The organism is Saccharothrix syringae (assembly GCF_009498035.1).
In the GTDB taxonomy this organism is placed as follows: domain Bacteria; phylum Actinomycetota; class Actinomycetes; order Mycobacteriales; family Pseudonocardiaceae; genus Actinosynnema; species Actinosynnema syringae.
Window position 1 is genome coordinate 7,924,961 of sequence record NZ_CP034550.1, and the last position, 17,822, is coordinate 7,942,782.

General features: G+C 75.9%; 2 protein-coding genes. Both read right to left on the bottom strand.

Translation table 11 applies throughout. The features are described 5' to 3' along the window. Nucleotides 1–764: 764 nt before the first annotated feature. A complete protein-coding gene (locus EKG83_RS33130; RefSeq protein ID WP_033434711.1) occupies nt 765–1,664 on the bottom strand; it encodes a proline iminopeptidase-family hydrolase in 900 nt (299 codons plus the stop codon). A gap of 60 nt (nt 1,665–1,724) precedes the next feature. Continuing rightward, nucleotides 1,725–17,798: a type I polyketide synthase gene (locus EKG83_RS33135; protein ID WP_153278618.1), complete on the bottom strand. Its 16,074-nt coding sequence runs from the start codon at nt 17,796–17,798 to the stop codon at nt 1,725–1,727. Nucleotides 17,799–17,822: the final 24 nt, after the last annotated feature.

Here is a 17,822-nt window from a genome sequence, read left to right on the forward strand (position 1 = left end):
GCCCTTCCCCCTCTTTGTCGTCCGACCGCAATGTCAACATTCGACATTGCTGGCGGAAGTCCGAAAGCTTCCCGGAGGGTCTCGCAGGACCCGGAAGTCTTTCCGCAGGAGGGTCAGGGGGAGCCAAGGGGCAGGGAGAGCCAAGGGTCCGGAAGGGCCGGGGCGCCGGAAGGACCGAGGCCGGGGCTGAGGGCTGAAGCCGGAACTGGGACTGGGCCTGGGGGCTGGGACTGGGGGCTAGGGGCTAGGGGCCGGGGCTGAAGGCTGAGGCCGGGACTGAGGCCGGGACTGAGGGCTGGGGGCTGGGGCCGGGACTGAGGCCGGAGCGGACGGGGCCGGGGCTGAGGCCAAGGCTAGAGGTCGCGAATCCTCCGGAAAGGACCTACAAGGACCCGAAAGGTCTCTGCGCCAACCCTTCCGGGACCTCCAGTCGCCTTGCCGAGCCACCCCGCCGGGCCGAGCCGCCGAGCCGGGCCGGGCCAAGCCGAGCCAGGCCGAGCCGGGCCGGGCTGAGCCGAGCCGGGCCAAGGCGAGCCGAGCCGGGCCAGGCGAGGCCAGGCCAAGGCAAGCCGGGCTGAGCCGGACCGGGCCGAGCCGGACCGAGCCAGGCCGTCGAGTTGGGGGCTTTCGAGCACCCCGCCCCTCGCGGCCCACGCCGACGTGAAGTCTTCTGCAATGTCAACATTCGACATCGCCTGTGTGGCTCCTGACGAGTCCTGCACCGATGGTGATGTCGAATGTTGACATTGGGTGGAAAGGGGGTCTTACGCCAGGCCCTTCAGGAACTCCACCAGCACTGCGTCGAACCGGTCCGGGTTCTCCAGGTGCGGCAGGTGGCTGGCATCCGGCACTACCTCCAGCCGCGCGCCCGGGATCAGCTCGTGGAACGGCGCGGCCGCCGCCGGGGTGATCTCGTCGTGCTCGCCCCGCACCACCAGCGTCGGCACCCGCACCGACGCCAGCTCGTCAACCAGCGAGTAGTCCTTGAGCGTCCCCACCACGTGGAACTCGTTGGGGCCGTTCATCGCCCGGTACACCGTCGGATCCGTCGACAGCTCCATGAACGTCGCCGTCAAATCCCTCGGCAACGGCTGCACCCGGCACACGTGCCGCTGGTAGAACACCCCACTGGCCTCCAGGTACTCCCGGCTGTCCGTGGTCCCCGCCGCCTCGTGCCGACGCAGCAGCTCGTCCACCCCCGGCGGCAACGTCTTCCGCAGCTCCGCCAGCTCCTCGATCCACAACGGGTAGGACGCCGGCGAGTCGGCCACCACCAACCCCACCAACCCCTCCGGCTGCCGAACCGCGTGGGCGGCCGCCAGGACCCCACCCCACGAGTGCCCGAACAGCACGTACTCGTCGGCGACGTCCAACGCCTCCAGCAGGTTCTCCAGCTCGTCGAGGAACAGCTCCGGCGTCCAGAAGTCCGCCCCCCGGTCACGCAGGTGCGTCGACCCGCCGTTGCCCAGCTGGTCGTAGTGCACGACCGGCCACCCGTCCTCCGCCAGCTCCGCCAGCCTCAGCAGGTAGTCGTGCGTGCTGCCGGGACCGCCGTGCACGACCACCACCGGCGGGCGGCCCTCCCCCAGCTCCCCGGTGACCCGGTACCACGTCTTGTACGGCCCGAAGGGGACCGTCCCCTTGGCGGTCGGCGTCGGAGCCATCCGCACCACTTCCCATCCTCGAAAGAAGCGGGACCGGCACCACACCGGCCCCGCGATCGCCTACAGGCCGCGCAGCCACTCGCGCACGACCACCGAAGTGCTGTCGGCCATCGACTCCATCATCGTGAAGTGGTCGCCGGGCACCTCCACCAACCGGTGCGCGGTCTGCCACACCGCGCGCCACGAGCCGTCGCCCTCTTCGCCCTCGATCGACTCCTCCGGCCGCACGAACAGCACCGGGGCCGCCAACTGCTCGACCGGGCACTCGGTGAGCAGCTTGGAGTACCGGCCCATGGCCGCCAGGCGGGCACTGCTGAACTCCCCGAACGACGACTCGCGGGCCAGCAGCGCGTCGAGCATGTGGGTGAAGAACCGCGTCGTGGTCGCGCCCGTGGTCGGGTAGGTGTCCAGCAGCACGACACCGGCGGGCGCCAGGCCCCGGCTCTCCAGCAGCCCGGCCGCGGCGTGCGCGAACAGGCCGCCGGACGAGTAGCCGGCCACCGCGTACGGGCCCTGCTCGGCGATCGGGCGGATCGCCTCGGCGAAGTAGTCCACCGCGGCCGCCGCCGTGGCGGGCAGCAGCTCTCCGCCGTTGAAGCCGGGCGTGGGCAGCACGACCACGTCCAGCTCGTCGCGGAACCGGGCCGCGAAGCGGGCGTACTGCTGCGGCCCGCCCAGCGCCATCGGCGAGGCGAAGCACACCAGCGTCGGCGCGCCGGGCCCGCGGGTCAGCGCGGTCGGCGCGGGGATCTCCCCGGCACCGGCGGCGTCGTCGAACGCGTCCTGCACGTCCGCCGCCGCCGTGATCAGGGCCAGCGCCTGCGCCGGCCGCCCGGCGACCACGGCCTGGCGGAACAGCCCGCCGAGCGTGTCCACCGGCGACGCCTCGACGCGCGGCGCGCCCTCGGCGGGCACCGCGGCCAGCTCGGCGCGCAGGTGCGCGGCCAGCCGCTCCGACGTGTCGTGGTCGAACACCGCGGTGGTGGCCAGCCGCAGCCCGGTCGCCGCGGCCAGCGCGTTGCGCAGCTCCACCGCGGTCAGCGAGTCCAGCCCCAGCTCCAGGAACGCCCGGTCCGCCTCCACGGCCTCCGGCCCGTCGTAGCCGAGCACGGACGCGGCCGAGGTGCGCACCAGCAGCCGCAGCGCCTCGTCCTGGCCCGCGTCGTCCAGGCCGGCCAACCTGCGGCGCAGCGCGGCCGGGTCCTGGGCGGCACCCGCGCCGGCGACCCGCCTCGCGGCGGGCACCAGGCCGTTGAGCACCGGCGGCACCTGGCCGACGACCGCGCCCTTGAGGTCGAGCGCGACCGGGGCCACCACGGCGTCCGGCAGCGCGCACGCCGCGTCGAACAGGGCCAGGCCCTCGGCCTCGGCCAGCGGCCGCACGCCGCCGCGCGCCATGCGGCCCCGACCGGTCTCGCCGAGCCCGCCGGTCATCGCGCTGTCCGCGGCCCACAGGCCCCAGGCCAGCGACTGCGCGGGCAGGCCCGCCGCCCGGCGGTGCGCCGCGAGGGCGTCGAGGAACGCGTTGGCCGCCGCGTAGTTCGCCTGGCCCGCGCCGCCCAGCAGGCCGGCCGCGGAGGAGAACACCACGAACGCGGTCAGCTCCGACGTCAGCTCGTGCAGGTTGAGCACCGCGTCGACCTTGGGCCGCAGCACGGCGTCCACCCGCTCGGGCGTCAGCGAGGCCAGCACGCCGTCGTCCAGGACGCCCGCGGTGTGCACGACCGCGGTCACCGGGTGGGCGGCCAGCAGCGCGGCCACCGCGTCCCGGTCGGCCACGTCGCACGCGGCCACCTCGGCACGCGCGCCCAGCCCGGTCAGCTCGGCCACCAGCTCCGCCGCGCCGTCGGCCGCCGCGCCGCGCCTGCTGACCAGCAGCAGGTCGCGCACGCCGTGCCCGGTGACGAGGTGGCGGGCCACCAGGGTGCCGAGCGCGCCGGTGGCGCCGGTGACCAGCACCCGGCCGTCGGGGCCGAACGCGCTGCCCGGCCGCGCGCCGTCGACCGCGCCCACCCGGGCCAGCCGCGCCGCGCGCACCCGGCCCTCCCGCACGACCACCTGCGGTTCGCCGCTCGCCAGCACCGCCGCGAGCGCCTGCGCCGACTCGTCGTGCCCGTCCAGGTCCACCAGCACGACCCGGTCCGGGTTCTCCGACTGCGCCGACCGCACCAGGCCCCAGGCGACCGCCGAGGCCGGGTCGTCGCCGTCCTGCGCGCCGCGGGTCAGCACGACCAGCTTGGCCGTGCCGTAACGCTCCTCGGCCAGCCAGGTCCGCACCACGCCCAGCACCCGGTGCGCGATCGCGTGCACGGTGGCCGCGTCGAGCACCCCGGTGGGCGCGACCTGGACCAGCGCGACCTCCGGGGCCCCGTCGACCAGGGTCTGCCCGAGCGCGGTGAGGTCGGCGTGCGCCTCGACCGCGTACCCGGCGGTCTTGAGCACCGCGCCGATCCGCAGGTCGTCCGCGCCGACCAGGGCCCAGCGGCCGGTGACCGGCGCGGCGGGCGCGGCGACCGGCACCCACTCCGGGGTGTAGAGCGAGTCCGCGCGCCGCGAGGGCTGACCGGCGAACGGCCGCAGCGACAGCGACCGCACGGTCGCCACCGGCAGGCCGTTGAGGTCGGCCAGGTCGAGCGACGCCTCGTCGCGGCCGTCGCGCACCACCCGGACCCGCAGCCCGGGCGCGCCCGCGGCGTGCAGGGCGACCCCGCTCCAGGTGAACGGCACGGCCGGCGGCTCGTCGGCGCCCCGGTCCAGGCCGATGGCCTGCACGGCGGCGTCGAGCGCGGCCGGGTGCACCCCGAACCGGCGGGCGTCGGCCGCCGCGTCCTCGGGCAGCACGACCTCGGCGAACAGCTCGCCGTCGCGCCGCCAGGCCCGGCGCAGGCCCTGGAACACCGGCCCGTAGTGCAGGCCCGCGTCCGCCATCTGCTCGTACAGGTCGTCGAACTCCAGCTCCACCGCGCCGGCGGGCGGCCACTCGGTCAGCTCCACGCCGGCCGCCCCGTCACCCCGGGCGAGCACGCCCGCAGCGTGCCTGGTCCACGGCGCGTCGTCGTCGGCGTCCCGCTCCCGGCCGTAGACCGCGACCGCCCGGTTGCCCGCGCCGTCCGGCGCGGACACCGAGACCTGCACGCTCACGTCGTCGTCCTCGGGCAGCAGCAGCGGCGCGTGGATGGTCAGCTCCTCCAGCACGCCGCACCCGGCGCGCTCGCCGGCCCGCAGGGCCAGTTCCACCAGGCCGGAGCCGGGGAACACCACCACGCCGCCCAGGTCGTGGTCGAGCAGCCACGGGTGGGTGTGCCGGGACAGCGAACCGGTGAGCAGCAGGCCGTCGGTGTCGGGCAGCGTGGTCGCGGCGACCAGCAGCGGGTGCCCGTCCGCGCGCAGGCCCGCCGAGGACACGTCGCCCGCCTCGGTCGAGGCGTCCATCCAGTACCGCCGCCGCTGGAACGCGTAGGTCGGCAGGTCCACCCGCCCGGCGCCGCGGCCGGCGAAGAACGCGGCCCAGTCCACGGCCGCGCCGGCCACGTGCAGCTGCGCCACCGCGAGCACCGCGGTCGGCGCCTCGTCGCGGCCCTTGCGCTGCGCGGCCACCAGCGTGCCGTCCACCTGCGCCATGCCGGTGAGCACGCCGTCGGGGCCGACCTCCAGGAACCGCGTGGCACCGCGCCCGGCCAGCTCGCGCACGCCGTCGTGGAACCGCACCGCCTGCCGCACGTGCCGCACCCAGTAGTCCGCGGTCACCAGGTCCCCGCCCTCGGCGAGCACACCGGTCACCGTCGACACGACCGGCAGCCGCGGCACCCGGTACTCGATGCCCGCGGCGACCGCGCGGAACTCGTCGAGCATCGGCTCCATCAGCGGCGAGTGGAACGCGTGCGAGACCTGCAACCGCTTGGTGCGACGGCCTGCCAGCTTCGCCGCCACCTCGTCCACCGCGTCCGCCGCACCCGACACGACCACGGCCGTGGGCCCGTTCACCGCCGCCAGACCGACCCGGTCGTCCAGGAACGGCAGCACCTCGTCCTCGGTCGCCTCCACCGCGAGCATCGCGCCACCAGCCGGCAGCGCCTGCATCAACCGACCACGCGCGGCCACCAGCTTGCAACCGTCCTCCAACGAGAACACGCCCGCCACGTGAGCCGCCGCGATCTCACCAATCGAGTGACCCGCCAGGAAGTCCGGCTTCACACCCCAGGACTCCAGCAACCGGAACAACGCCACCTCGAAGGCGAACAACGCCGGCTGGCTGAACCCCGTCTGGTTCAACAACTCCTGGTCATCACCAAAAACGACCTCGCGCAACGGCAGGTCGAAGTACGAGCACGCCTCGTCGAACGCCTCCCGGAACACCGGGAACGCCGCCCGCAGCTCGCGGCCCATGCCGACCCGCTGCGAACCCTGCCCGGTGAACAGGAACGCCAGCTTGCCCGGCGTCGCCCTGCCCCGCACCGCGCCGTTGCGCACCACGTCGTCGGCGAGGTCGCGCAGCCCGGCCAGCAGCTCCTCGCGGGAGGACCCGACCACCGCCGCCCGGTGCTCCAGCGCGGACCGCCCGGTCGCGGCGACCCGCGCCACGCCCGCCGGGTCGTGCTCACCGGCGGCCAGGAACCCGGCCACCCGCGCGGCCTGCGCCCGCAGGCCGTCGGCGGACCGCGCGGACACCACCAGGGCCACCGGCCCGTCCGAGGACCCCGGGGGCACCGGGGCCGCCGGCGCGTCGGGCGCCTGCTCGATGATCGTGTGCGCGTTGGTGCCGCTGATGCCGAACGACGACACACCGGCCCGCCGGGGACGCCCGGTCTCCGGCCACGGCACCGACTCGGTCAGCAGCGAGACCCGCCCCGCGCTCCAGTCCACGTGCCGCGACGGCTCGTCCACGTGCAGCGTCCTGGGCAGGACGCCGTTGCGCATCGCCATGACCATCTTGATCACACCGGCGACACCGGCCGCGGCCTGCGTGTGGCCCATGTTGGACTTGATCGACCCGAGCCACAGCGGCTCGTCGCGGTCCTGCCCGTAGGTGGCCAGCAGCGCCTGCGCCTCGATCGGGTCGCCCAGCGTCGTGCCGGTGCCGTGCGCCTCGACCGCGTCCACGTCGGACGGGCGCAGGCCCGCGTTCGCCAGCGCCTGCCGGATCACCCGCTGCTGCGACGGGCCGTTCGGCGCGGTCAAACCGTTCGACGCGCCGTCCTGGTTCACCGCCGAGCCCCGCACCACGGCCAGCACCTCGTGCCCGTTGCGGCGCGCGTCGGACAGCCGCTCCAGCACCAGCACGCCCACGCCCTCGCCCCAGCCGGTGCCGTCGGCGCCCTCGGAGAACGACTTGCAGCGCCCGTCGGGCGACAGCCCGCCCTGGCGGCTGAACTCCACGAACGTCTCGGGCGTCGCCATCACCGTGACACCGCCGACCAGCGCCAGGCCGCACTCGCCGGAGCGCAGCGCCTGCGCCGCCAGGTGCAGCGCCACCAGCGACGACGAGCACGCCGTGTCGACGGTGACCGCCGGTCCCTCCAGGCCGAAGGTGTAGGCGACCCGGCCGGACACCACGCTGCCCGCGTTGTGGCTGGTGATGTAGTCGTGGTACATCGTGCCGGCGAACACGCCGGTCGAGCTGCCGCGCAGCGAGGCCGGGTCGATGCCCGCCCGCTCGAACGCCTCCCACACCGTCTCCAGCAGCACCCGCTGCTGCGGGTCGAGCAGCACCGCCTCGCGCGGCGAGACGCCGAAGAACTCCGCGTCGAACTCGGCCGCGTCGGGCAGGAAGCCGCCCCGGTCCACGTAGGTGGTGTCGGGCCGGGTGCGGGTGGGGTCGTAGAGGCGCCGGACGTCCCAGCCGCGGTCGGTCGGGAACCCGCCGATCGCGTCGCCGCCCTCGGCCACCAGCCGCCACAGGTCCTCCGGCGACCGCACGTCACCGGGGTAGCGGCAGGCCATGCCGACGATGACCACCGGGTCGTCGTCCACCGGGGCACCGGTCTTCGCGGCCACCACGACGTCGTCGCGGGAGCCGGTCAGCTCGCGGTGCACGTGCTCGGCCAGCGCCAGCGGCGTCGGGTGGTCGAACACCAGGGTCGCGGGCAGCCGCAGGCCGGTGGCGGTGCCCAGGGCGTTGCGGAACTCGACCGCGGTCAGCGAGTCGAAACCCAGGTCGGAGAACGCGCGGTTCGGGTCGACCGCGGCGGACGTGGCGTGGCCCAGCACGGCCGCGATGTGGCCGGTGACCAGCTCCAGCGCCGCCTCGCGCGCCTCGGCGTCGGGCAGCGCGGCCAGCCGGTCGCCGAGCCCGCCCGCGGCCACGGCCCTCGCCGCGGACCGGCGCACCGGGCCGACCAGCCCGCGCAGCAGCGGCGCCAGGGCGTCGCCCTGCTCGCGCAGCCCCGCCGGGTCGAGCCTGGCGGGCACGACCAGCGCCCGGTCCGCGGCCAGCGCCGCGTCGAACAGCGCCAGGCCGTCCCGCTCGGTCAGCGGCAGCACGCCGCCGCGCGACAGGCGGGCCAGGTCGTCCGCGCCCAGCGCGGCGGTCATCGCGCTGTCGTCCAGGCCCCACAGGCCCCACGCCATCGAGGTGGCGGGCAGGCCGGCGGCCCGGCGGTGCGCGGCGAGCGCGTCCAGGTAGGCGTTGGCGGCGGCGTAGTTGCCCTGGCCGGGCGCGCCCAGCACGCCGGACAGGGACGAGAACACCACGAACGCCGTCAGGTCGGACGTGAGCCGGTGCAGGTTCCACGCGGCGTCGACCTTGGGCCGCAGCACGGCGTCCACCCGCTCGGGGGTGAGCGCGGTGACCACGCCGTCGTCCAGCACGCCGGCCACGTGCACGACCGCGGACACGTCCACGCCCGCCAGCACCGCGGCCAACGCGTCGCGGTCGGCGGTGTCACACGCCACCAGCGACACCCGCGCCCCGGCCGACTCCAGCTCGGCCACCAGCTCGACAGCACCCTCGGCCGCCGGACCACGACGGCTGAGCAGCAGCAGGTCCCGCACACCCCGCTCCACCACCAGGTGCCGCGACACGACCCGGCCCAGCGCACCGGTCGCGCCGGTCACCACCACGGCGCCGTCGCCGAAGCCGGGGTCGACCGCGCCACCGCCGGCCATCCGCGCGGCGCGGGCCGCGTGCGCGACCCCGCCGCGGAAGGCCACCTGGGGCTCACCGGAGGCCAGCGCGCCCGCCAGCACCCGGTCCAGCTCGTCGTCGGGACCCAGGTCGACCAGCAGGAACAGGTCGGGGTTCTCGGCCTGCGCGGACCGCACCAGGCCCCACACGGCCGCGCCGACCAGGTCGGGCACGCCCTCGTCGCCCACCGGCACCGCGCCGCGGGTCACCACGACCAGGTGCGAGGCGGCGAAGCGGTCCTCGGCCAGCCAGGTCTGGAGCACGGCCAGCACCCGGTGCAGCTCGCCGTGCACCGCGGCCGGGTCCGTGCCCGCCTCCACCGGCAGCACGACCACCGCGGGCGCGTCGCCGTCGGCGAGCGAGTCCCAGTCCGCCCAGGCGACCGGGTCGGCCGCCGGGACCTCCAGCGCGGTCCAGTCCACCCGGTACAGCGGGTCGCGGCGCACCGCCGGCTGCCCGGTGCCCACCGGCCGCAGCACCAGCGACCCGGCGGTCAGCACCGGGGCACCGGCCGGGTCGGCCAGGTCCACCCGCACGCCACCGCCGGCGGGCGCGATCCGCACCCGCACCGCCGAGGCGCCCGTGGCGTGCACGCGCACCCCGCCCCACGCGAACGGCAGCGCGGCCTCCCGGCCGGCGCCGTCGCCCAGCGCGATGGCGTGCAGGGCCGCGTCGACCAGGGCCGGGTGCACCTCGAACCCGTCGACCTCCACCTCCTCGGGCAGCGCGACCTCGGCGAACACCTCGTCGCCGCGCCGCCAGGCCGCCTGGAGGCCCTGGAACGCCGGGCCGTAGCCCAGGCCCGCGCCGGCGAAGCCGTCGTAGACGCCGTCGAGGGCGATCGGCTCCGCCCCGGCGGGCGGCCACTCGGTGAGCGCCGCGCCCGCGACCGCGCCCGGCACCAGCACGCCGGTGGCGTGGCCGGTCCACGGCTCGCCGCCGGCCGCGTCGTCGCGCGAGTGCACCGCCACGGCCCGCCGGCCGCTCGCGTCCGGCGCGGCGACGGTCACCTGCACCTGCACCGCGCCCTGCTCCGGGAGCACCAGCGGCGCCGCCAGGGTCAGCTCCTCCACCACGTCGCAGCCGAGGTCCGCGCCGACCCGGGCGGCCAGCTCCACGAAGCCGGTGCCGGGGAACAGCACCGCGCCGCCGACGCGGTGGTCGGCCAGCCACGGGTGGGTGCGCAGCGACACCCGGCCGGTGAACACCGCGGCCTCGGAGTCGGCCGGCTTGAGCACCGCGCCCAGCAGCGGGTGGTCGGTGGCGTCCATGCCCGCGCCGACCGGCTCCCCGACCACGGCCGGGTCGTCCATCCAGAAGCGCTCGTGCTGGAACGCGTAGGTCGGCAGCTCCACCCGCCGCGCCCCGCGCCCGGCGAAGAACGCGGCCGGGTCGAGCGGGAGGCCGTGGGCGAACACCCGGCCGACCGCGGTGGCCAGCGCGGCGGTCTCGGTGCGGTCGCGGCGCTGCGCGGCGACGAGCACGGCCGAGTCGACCGACTCCTGCGCCATGCCGGTCAGCACGCCGTCCGGCCCGACCTCGACGAACCGCGACACCCCGCGCCCGGCCAGCTCGCGCACGGCGTCGGCGAACCGCACGGCCTGCCGCACGTGCCGCACCCAGTAGTCCGCGGTCACCAGGTCGCCGCCCTCGGCGAGCACGCCCGTGACGGTGGAGACGACCGACGCGGCCGGCACCCGGTACTCGATCTCCGCCGCGACCGCGCGGAACTCGTCGAGCATCGGCTCCATCAGCGGCGAGTGGAACGCGTGCGACACGCGCAAACGCTTGGTACGACGGCCTTCCAGCTTCGCCGCCACCTCGTCGACGGCCTCCGCGTCACCGGACAGCACCACGGACGTCGGCCCGTTGACCGCCGCGAGCCCGACCCGGTCGTTCAGGAAAGGCAGAACCTCTTCTTCCGTCGCCTGCACGGCCAGCATCGCGCCACCACTCGGCAGCGCCTGCATCAGCCGACCACGCGCCGCGACCAGCTTGCAGCCGTCCTCCAACGAGAACACGCCCGCCACGTGCGCGGCGGCGATCTCACCGATGGAGTGCCCGGCCAGGAAGTCCGGCTTGATCCCCCACGACTCCAGCAACCGGAACAACGCCACCTCAAAGGCGAACAGCGCCGGCTGGCTGAACCCGGTCTGGTTCAACAACTCCTGGTCGTCACCGAACACGACCTCGCGCAGCGGCCGGTCCAGCAGGGCGTCGAAGTGCGCGCACACCTCGTCGAACGCCGCCCGGAACACCGGGTAGGCGGCCGACAGCTCCCGCCCCATGCCGACCCGCTGCGAACCCTGACCGGTGAACAGGAACGCGACCTTGCCCTGCCCGGCCACCCCGCGCACCACCGCCGGCGAGGCGACCCCGTCGGCCAGCGCCCGCAGCCCGGCCACCAGCTCGTCGCGGGTGTCCCCGACCACGGCCGCGCGGTGCTCCAGCCCGGACCGCTGGGTCGCCAGCGACCAGGCCAGGTCACCCGCGTCCACCCCGCTCTCCACCAGCGGCAGCAGCTTGCGCGCCTGCGCCGGGAGGGCGCCCTCGGTGCGGGCGGAGAGCACCCACGGCGCGGTGGCGGTCACGGTGACCGGCTCGGCCCGCTCGACCCGCTCGGGCGCCTGCTCCAGCACCACGTGCGAGTTGGTGCCACTGATGCCGAACGAGGACACGCCCGCCCGCCGGGGACGCCCGGTGCCCGGCCACTCGCGGGCCTCGGTGGCCAGCTCGACGTGCCCGGCCTCCCAGTCCACGTGCGAGGAGGGCGCGTCGACGTGCAGCGTCCTGGGGATGACGCCGTGCCGCATCGCCATGACGACCTTGATCACGCCCGCGACGCCCGCGGCGGCCTGCGTGTGGCCCAGGTTCGACTTGATCGAGCCCAGCCACAGCGGCTCCTCGCGGTCCTGCCCGTAGGTGGCCAGCAGCGCCTGCGCCTCGATCGGGTCGCCCAGGCGGGTGCCCGTGCCGTGCGCCTCCACCAGGTCCACGTCGGACGGGCGCAGGCCCGCGTTGGCCAGGGCCTGCCGGATCACCCGCTGCTGCGACGGGCCGTTCGGCGCCGTCAAACCGTTCGACGCGCCGTCCTGGTTGACCGCCGAACCGCGCACCAGCGCCAGCACCGGGTGCCCGTTGCGGCGCGCGTCGGACAGGCGCTCCAGCACCAGCACGCCCACGCCCTCGCCCCAGCCGGTGCCGTCGGCGGCGTCCGCGAACGGCTTGCAGCGGCCGTCCGGGGCCAGCCCGCGCTGGCGGGAGAACTCCACGAACGTCTCGGGCGTGGCCATCACGGTCACGCCGCCGGCCAGCGCCAGCGAGCACTCCCCCGAGCGCAGCGCCTGCGCGGCCAGGTGGATCGCCACCAGGGAGGAGGAGCACGCGGTGTCCACCGACACCGCCGGGCCCTCGAAGCCGAACGTGTAGGACACCCGGCCGGACACCACGCCGCCGGAGCTGTGGCCGGTCACGTAGTCGTGGTACATCACGCCCGCGAACACGCCGGTCGGGCTGCCCTTCAGCGCGGCCGGGTCGATGCCGCCGCGCTCGAACGCCTCCCAGGACGCCTCCAGCAGCAGCCGCTGCTGCGGGTCCATGATCACCGCCTCGCGCGGCGAGATGCCGAAGAAACCGGGGTCGAACAGCGCGGCGTCGTCGAGGAAACCGCCCTCGGCCACGTAGGTGGTGTCGGGGCGCAGCGACTCGGGGTCGTGCAGCCTCGCCACGTTCCAGCCGCGGTCGACCGGGAACGCGCCGATGGCGTCGCCGCCGTCGGCCAGCAGCCGCCACAGGTCCTCCGGCGACCGCACCCCGCCGGGGTAGCGGCAGGCCATGGCCACGATCGCGATCGGGTCGTCGTCGGCGCGCTTGGCCGCCACGACCGCTTCGACCACGTCCGCGGCACCGGACAGCTCGGTCACCAGGTGCTCGACCAGCACCAGCGGTGTCGGGTAGTCGAACACCAGCGTCGCGGGCAGCCGCAGGCCGGTCGCGGCGTTGAGGCCGTTGCGCAGCTCCACCGCGGTCAGCGAGTCGAAGCCCAGGTCGGAGAACGCGCGGGCCGGGTCGACCGCGTCCGGCGAGCCGTGCCCGAGCACGGCCGCGACCCTGGCGCGCACCAGGGTGAGCACCTCGGCGTGCCGCTCCTCGGCGGACAGCCCGGCCAGCCGCCGGGCCAGCTCGGAGGTGTCGGCCACGGCCGCACCCGCCGCGGCGGCGCGCCTGGCCGGGCGGCGGACCAGGCCGTCGAACGCCAGGGGCGCGTGGTCGCCCAGCGCCCGCAGCGCGCGCAGGTCCAGCCGGGCCGCGACCACGGCGGGCGCGTCGGCGGACACCGCCGCGTCGAACAGGGCCATGCCCTCCTCGACCGACAGCGGCAGCACGCCGTTGCGGGACATGCGGGCCTTGTCGCCGGCGTCGAGCGTGCCGGTCATGGCGCTCTCGACGTCCCACAGGCCCCAGGCGACCGAGGTCGCGGGGAGCCCGGCGGCCCGGCGGTGCGCGGCCAGGGCGTCCAGGTAGGCGTTGGCGGCGGCGTAGTTGCCCTGGCCGGGCGCGCCCAGCACGCCGGACATCGAGGAGAACAGGACGAACGCCGACAAGTCCGAGGTCAGCTCGTGCAGGTTCCAGGCGGCGTCGACCTTGGGTCGCAGCACGGCGTCGACGCGGGCCGGGTCCAGCGCGGTGACCACGCCGTCGTCCACGACGCCCGCCACGTGCACCACCGCGGACACGTCCACGTCGTTGAGCACCGCGGCCAACGCGTCGCGGTCGGCCGCGTCGCACGCCACCAGCGACACCCGCGCCCCGGCCGACTCCAGCTCGGCCACCAGCTCCGCCGCACCCTCGGCCGCCGGACCACGACGGCTGAGCAGCAGCAGGTCCCGCACACCCCGCTCCACCACCAGGTGCCGCGACACGACCCGGCCCAGCGCACCGGTCGCGCCGGTCACCAGCACCGCGCCGTCGCCGAAGCCCACCGGCTCCGCGCCGTCGGCGGCGGTGGCCAGCCGGGCGGCGGTGACCGAGTCGCCGCGGCAGACCAGCTGCGGCTCGCCGGAGGCCAGCGCGACCGCCAGCGCCCGGGTCAGGTCGGTGCCCTCGACGTCGAGCAGGGTGACCAGGTCGGGGTTCTCGGCCTGCGCGGACCGCACCAGGCCCCAGACGGCCGCGCCCGCGAGGTCGCCGCCGCCGACCGCTCCCCCGGTGACCACGACCAGGCGCGAGGCCGCGAACCGCGACTCGGCCAGCCAGGTCTGGAGCACGCCCAGCACCCGGTGCACCTGCGCGCGCACCGACGCCGGGTCCTCGCCGCCCTCCACGGGCAGCACCACGACCGCGGGCACGTCGCCGTCGCCCAGGGAGTCCCACTCGGTCCAGGACACGTCGACCAGGTCGAGCGCCGCCACGTCGACCGGCTTCCAGCCGAGCACGCGCAGCGGGCTGCGGCCGGCGGTCGGGCGCTGGTCGGCGGTGGCCCGCAGGACCAGCGACGCCACCGTCGCCACCGGGGCGCCGGTCGGGTCGGCCACCTCGACCGCCACCCCGCCCGCGCCGGCCGGGGACAGCCGCACGCGCAGCGCGCCCGCGCCCGCCGCGTGCACGGTCACGCCGGTCCAGGCGAACGGCAGGCCGCGGTGCTCCTCCAGGCCGCTCAGGCCCAGCGCGTGCAGCGCGGCGTCCAGGGCGGCCGGGTGCAGGCCGAAGCGCTCGGCGTCGGCCGCGTCGGGCAGCGCCACCTCGGCGAACAGCTCGTCGCCCCGCCGCCACGCGGCGCGCAGGCCGCGGAAGGAGGGGCCGTAGTCCAGGCCGCCCTCGGCGAGCCGGTCGTACAACCCGTCCAGCTCCAGCGCCTCGGCGCCCGCGGGCGGCCACTGCGCCAGGTCGAACCCGGCGCGCGGGCGGCCGGCGGCGAGCCGGCCGGTGGCGTGCGGGGTCCACGGCGCGTCGGCGCCGCCGTCCTCCTCGCGGGAGTACACCTCGAACGGGCGCGTGCCCGTCGCGTCGGGCGTGCCGACCACCACCTGGAGCTGCACCGCGCCCTGCTCGGGCAGCACCAGCGGGGTGGCCAGGGTCAGCTCGTCGACCGAGCCGCAGCCGACGTCCTCACCGACCCGGGCGGCCAGCTCCACGAAGCCGGTGCCGGGGAAGAACACCGCGCCGCCGACCCGGTGGTCGCCCAGCCACGGGTGCGACCGCAGCGACAGCCGCCCGGTGAACACCGCGCCCTCGGAGTTCGCCAGGGTCATCGCCGCGCCCAGCAGCGGGTGGTCGGTGGCGTCCAGGCCGGCCGAGGACACGTCGCCGACCGCCGAGGTCGACTCGATCCAGAACCGCTCGCGCTGGAACGCGTAGGTCGGCAGCTCCACGCGGTCGGTGGCGCGGCCGGCGAACACCGCGGCCCAGTCCACCGGCACGCCCGCGACGTGCGCCCGCGCCAGCCCGGTGACCAGCGCGGCCACGTCGTCGCGGTCGCGGCGCTGGGTGGCCACGAGCACCGCGGACTCGACCGAGCCCTGCGCCATGCCGGTGAGCACGCCGTCCGGCCCGACCTCGACGAACCGCGTGACGCCCTGGGAGGCCAGGAACACCACGCCGTCGTGGAACCGCACGGCCTGCCGGACGTGCCGCACCCAGTAGTCGGCCGAGCCCAGCTCCGCGGCGGTCGCCAGGGCGCCGGTCACGGTGGACACCACGGCCAGCTCGGGCGCGGAGAAGGTGATCCCGGCGACGACCGCGCGGAACTCGTCGAGCATCGGCTCCATCAGCGGCGAGTGGAACGCGTGCGAGACCGCCAACCGCTTGGTGCGACGGCCCTCCAGCTTTGCCGCGATCTCGTCCACCGCGTCGGCGGCACCCGAGACCACCACGGACGTCGGCCCGTTGACCGCGGCGAGCCCGACCCGGTCGTTCAGGAACGGCAGGACCTCGTCCTCGGTCGCCTGCACGGCCAGCATCGCGCCACCGCTGGGCAGCGCCTGCATCAGCCGCCCACGCGCGGCCACCAGCTTGCAGCCGTCCTCCAGCGAGAACACCCCGGCCACGTGCGCGGCGGCGATCTCACCGATCGAGTGACCGGCCAGGAAGTCCGGCTTGACGCCCCACGACTCCAGCAGGCGGTAGAGCGAGACCTCGAACGCGAACAGCGCGGGCTGGCTGTACGCGGTCTGGTTCAGCAGCTCCTGGTCCTCGCCGAACACGATTCCCGCGAGCGACCGGCCCAGCAGCGCGTCGAAGTGCCCGCAGATCCCGTCGAACGCCTCCCGGAACACCGGGAACTCCGCGTGCAGCCGGCGGCCCATGCCGACCCGCTGCGAGCCCTGCCCGGTGAACAGGAACGCGGACCGGCCGCCGGCCGCCACGCCGCGCACCACGGCCGCGCCGTCCCCGCGCAGCTGCGCCAGCGCGTCGGCGGTGTCGGTGGCCAGCACGACGGCCCGGTGCTCCAGCGACGCCCGGGTGGTCGCCAGCGCGGCGGCCACGTCGACCGCCGACGCGCCCGCGTCGACCGCCGCGGCCAGCCGCTCCTCCTGGGCCGCCAGGCCCGCCGCGGTGCGGCCGGACACCAGCCACGGCACGGGCGCGCCCTCGGGCCAGCCGGTGCCTCCGGCGGGCGCGTCGGCGGGCGCGGCCTGCTCCAGGATGATGTGCCCGTTGGTGCCGCTCACGCCGAACGACGAGACCGCGGCGCGCCGGGGCCGGTCCAGCTCGGGCCACGGGCGGCCCTCGGTCAGCAGCTCGATGTGCCCGGCCGACCAGTCCACGTGCGACGAGGGCGTGCCCACGTGCAGCGACTTGGGCAGCACGCCGTGCCGGATCGCCATGACGGCCTTGATCACGCCGCTGACCGCCGCGGCGGCCTGGGCGTGGCCGATGTTGGACTTGATCGAGCCCAGCCACAGCGGGTGGTCGGCCGAGCGCTCGCGGCCGTAGGTGGCCAGCAGCGCCTGCGCCTCGATCGGGTCGCCCAGGGTGGTGCCGGTGCCGTGCGCCTCGACCAGGTCGACCTCGGTGGAGGCCAGCCCGGCGTTGGCCAGCGCCTGGAGGATCACCCGCTGCTGGGACGGGCCGTTGGGCGCGGTCAGGCCGTTGGACGCGCCGTCCTGGTTGAGCGCCGAGCCGCGCACCACGGCCAGCACCTCGTGCCCGTTGCGGCGGGCGTCGGACAGCCGCTCCAGCATGATCAGGCCGACGCCCTCGCCCCAGCCGGTGCCGTCGGCGTCGTCGGAGAACGGCTTGCAGCGGCCGTCCGGGGCCAGGCCCCGCTGCCGGGAGAACGCGACGAACGCGCCCGGCGTGGACATGACCGTGACGCCGCCAGCGATGGCCAGCGAGCACTCCCGCTTGCGCAGCGCCTGGGCGGCCAGGTGGATCGCCACCAGGGCCGAGGAGCACGCGGTGTTGACCGTGAGCGCGGGTCCCTCCAGGCCCAGGCTGTAGGACACCCGGCCGGAGATCACCGCCGCGGTGCTGCCGGTGCTCATGTACGCCTCGACGGCCTCGGGCAGGTCGGTCAGCCGGTCCCAGTAGTCCTGGCCACCGCAGCCGACGTAGACGCCGACGGGCTTGCCGCGCAGCGCGTCCGGGTTGATGCCCGCGCGCTCCACGGCCTCCCACGCGGTCTCCAGCACGATCCGCTGCTGCGGGTCCATGGCCAGCGCCTCGCGCGGGCTGATGCCGAAGAACGCGGCGTCGAAGTCGGCCACGTCGTGCACGAAGCCGCCCTGGTGCACGTAGCTCGACCCGGAGCGGTCCGGGTCGGGGTCGAACAGCGCGTCGGTGTCCCAGCCGCGGTCGGTCGGGAAGTCGCCGATCGCGTCACCGCCCTCCGCGACCAGCCGCCACAGGTCCTCGGGCGAGCGCACCCCGCCGGGGTAGCGGCACGCCATCGAGACGATCGCGATCGGCTCCTGCTCGCCGGACTCGGCCTCGCGCAGGCGCTGCCGCGTCTGGTGGAGGTCGGCCGTCACCTTCTTGAGGTAATCCAGGAGCTTCTCTTCGTTCGCCATTTCAGTGCCTCACCAAGTCTGCTG

Excerpts from the sequence above, each read along its gene's own strand:
- EKG83_RS33130 (WP_033434711.1), bottom strand. The coding sequence starts at position 1,664 with ATGGCTCCGACGCCGACCGCCAAGGGGACGGTCCCCTTCGGGCCGTAC.
- EKG83_RS33135 (WP_153278618.1), bottom strand. The coding sequence starts at position 17,798 with ATGGCGAACGAAGAGAAGCTCCTGGATTACCTCAAGAAGGTGACGGCC.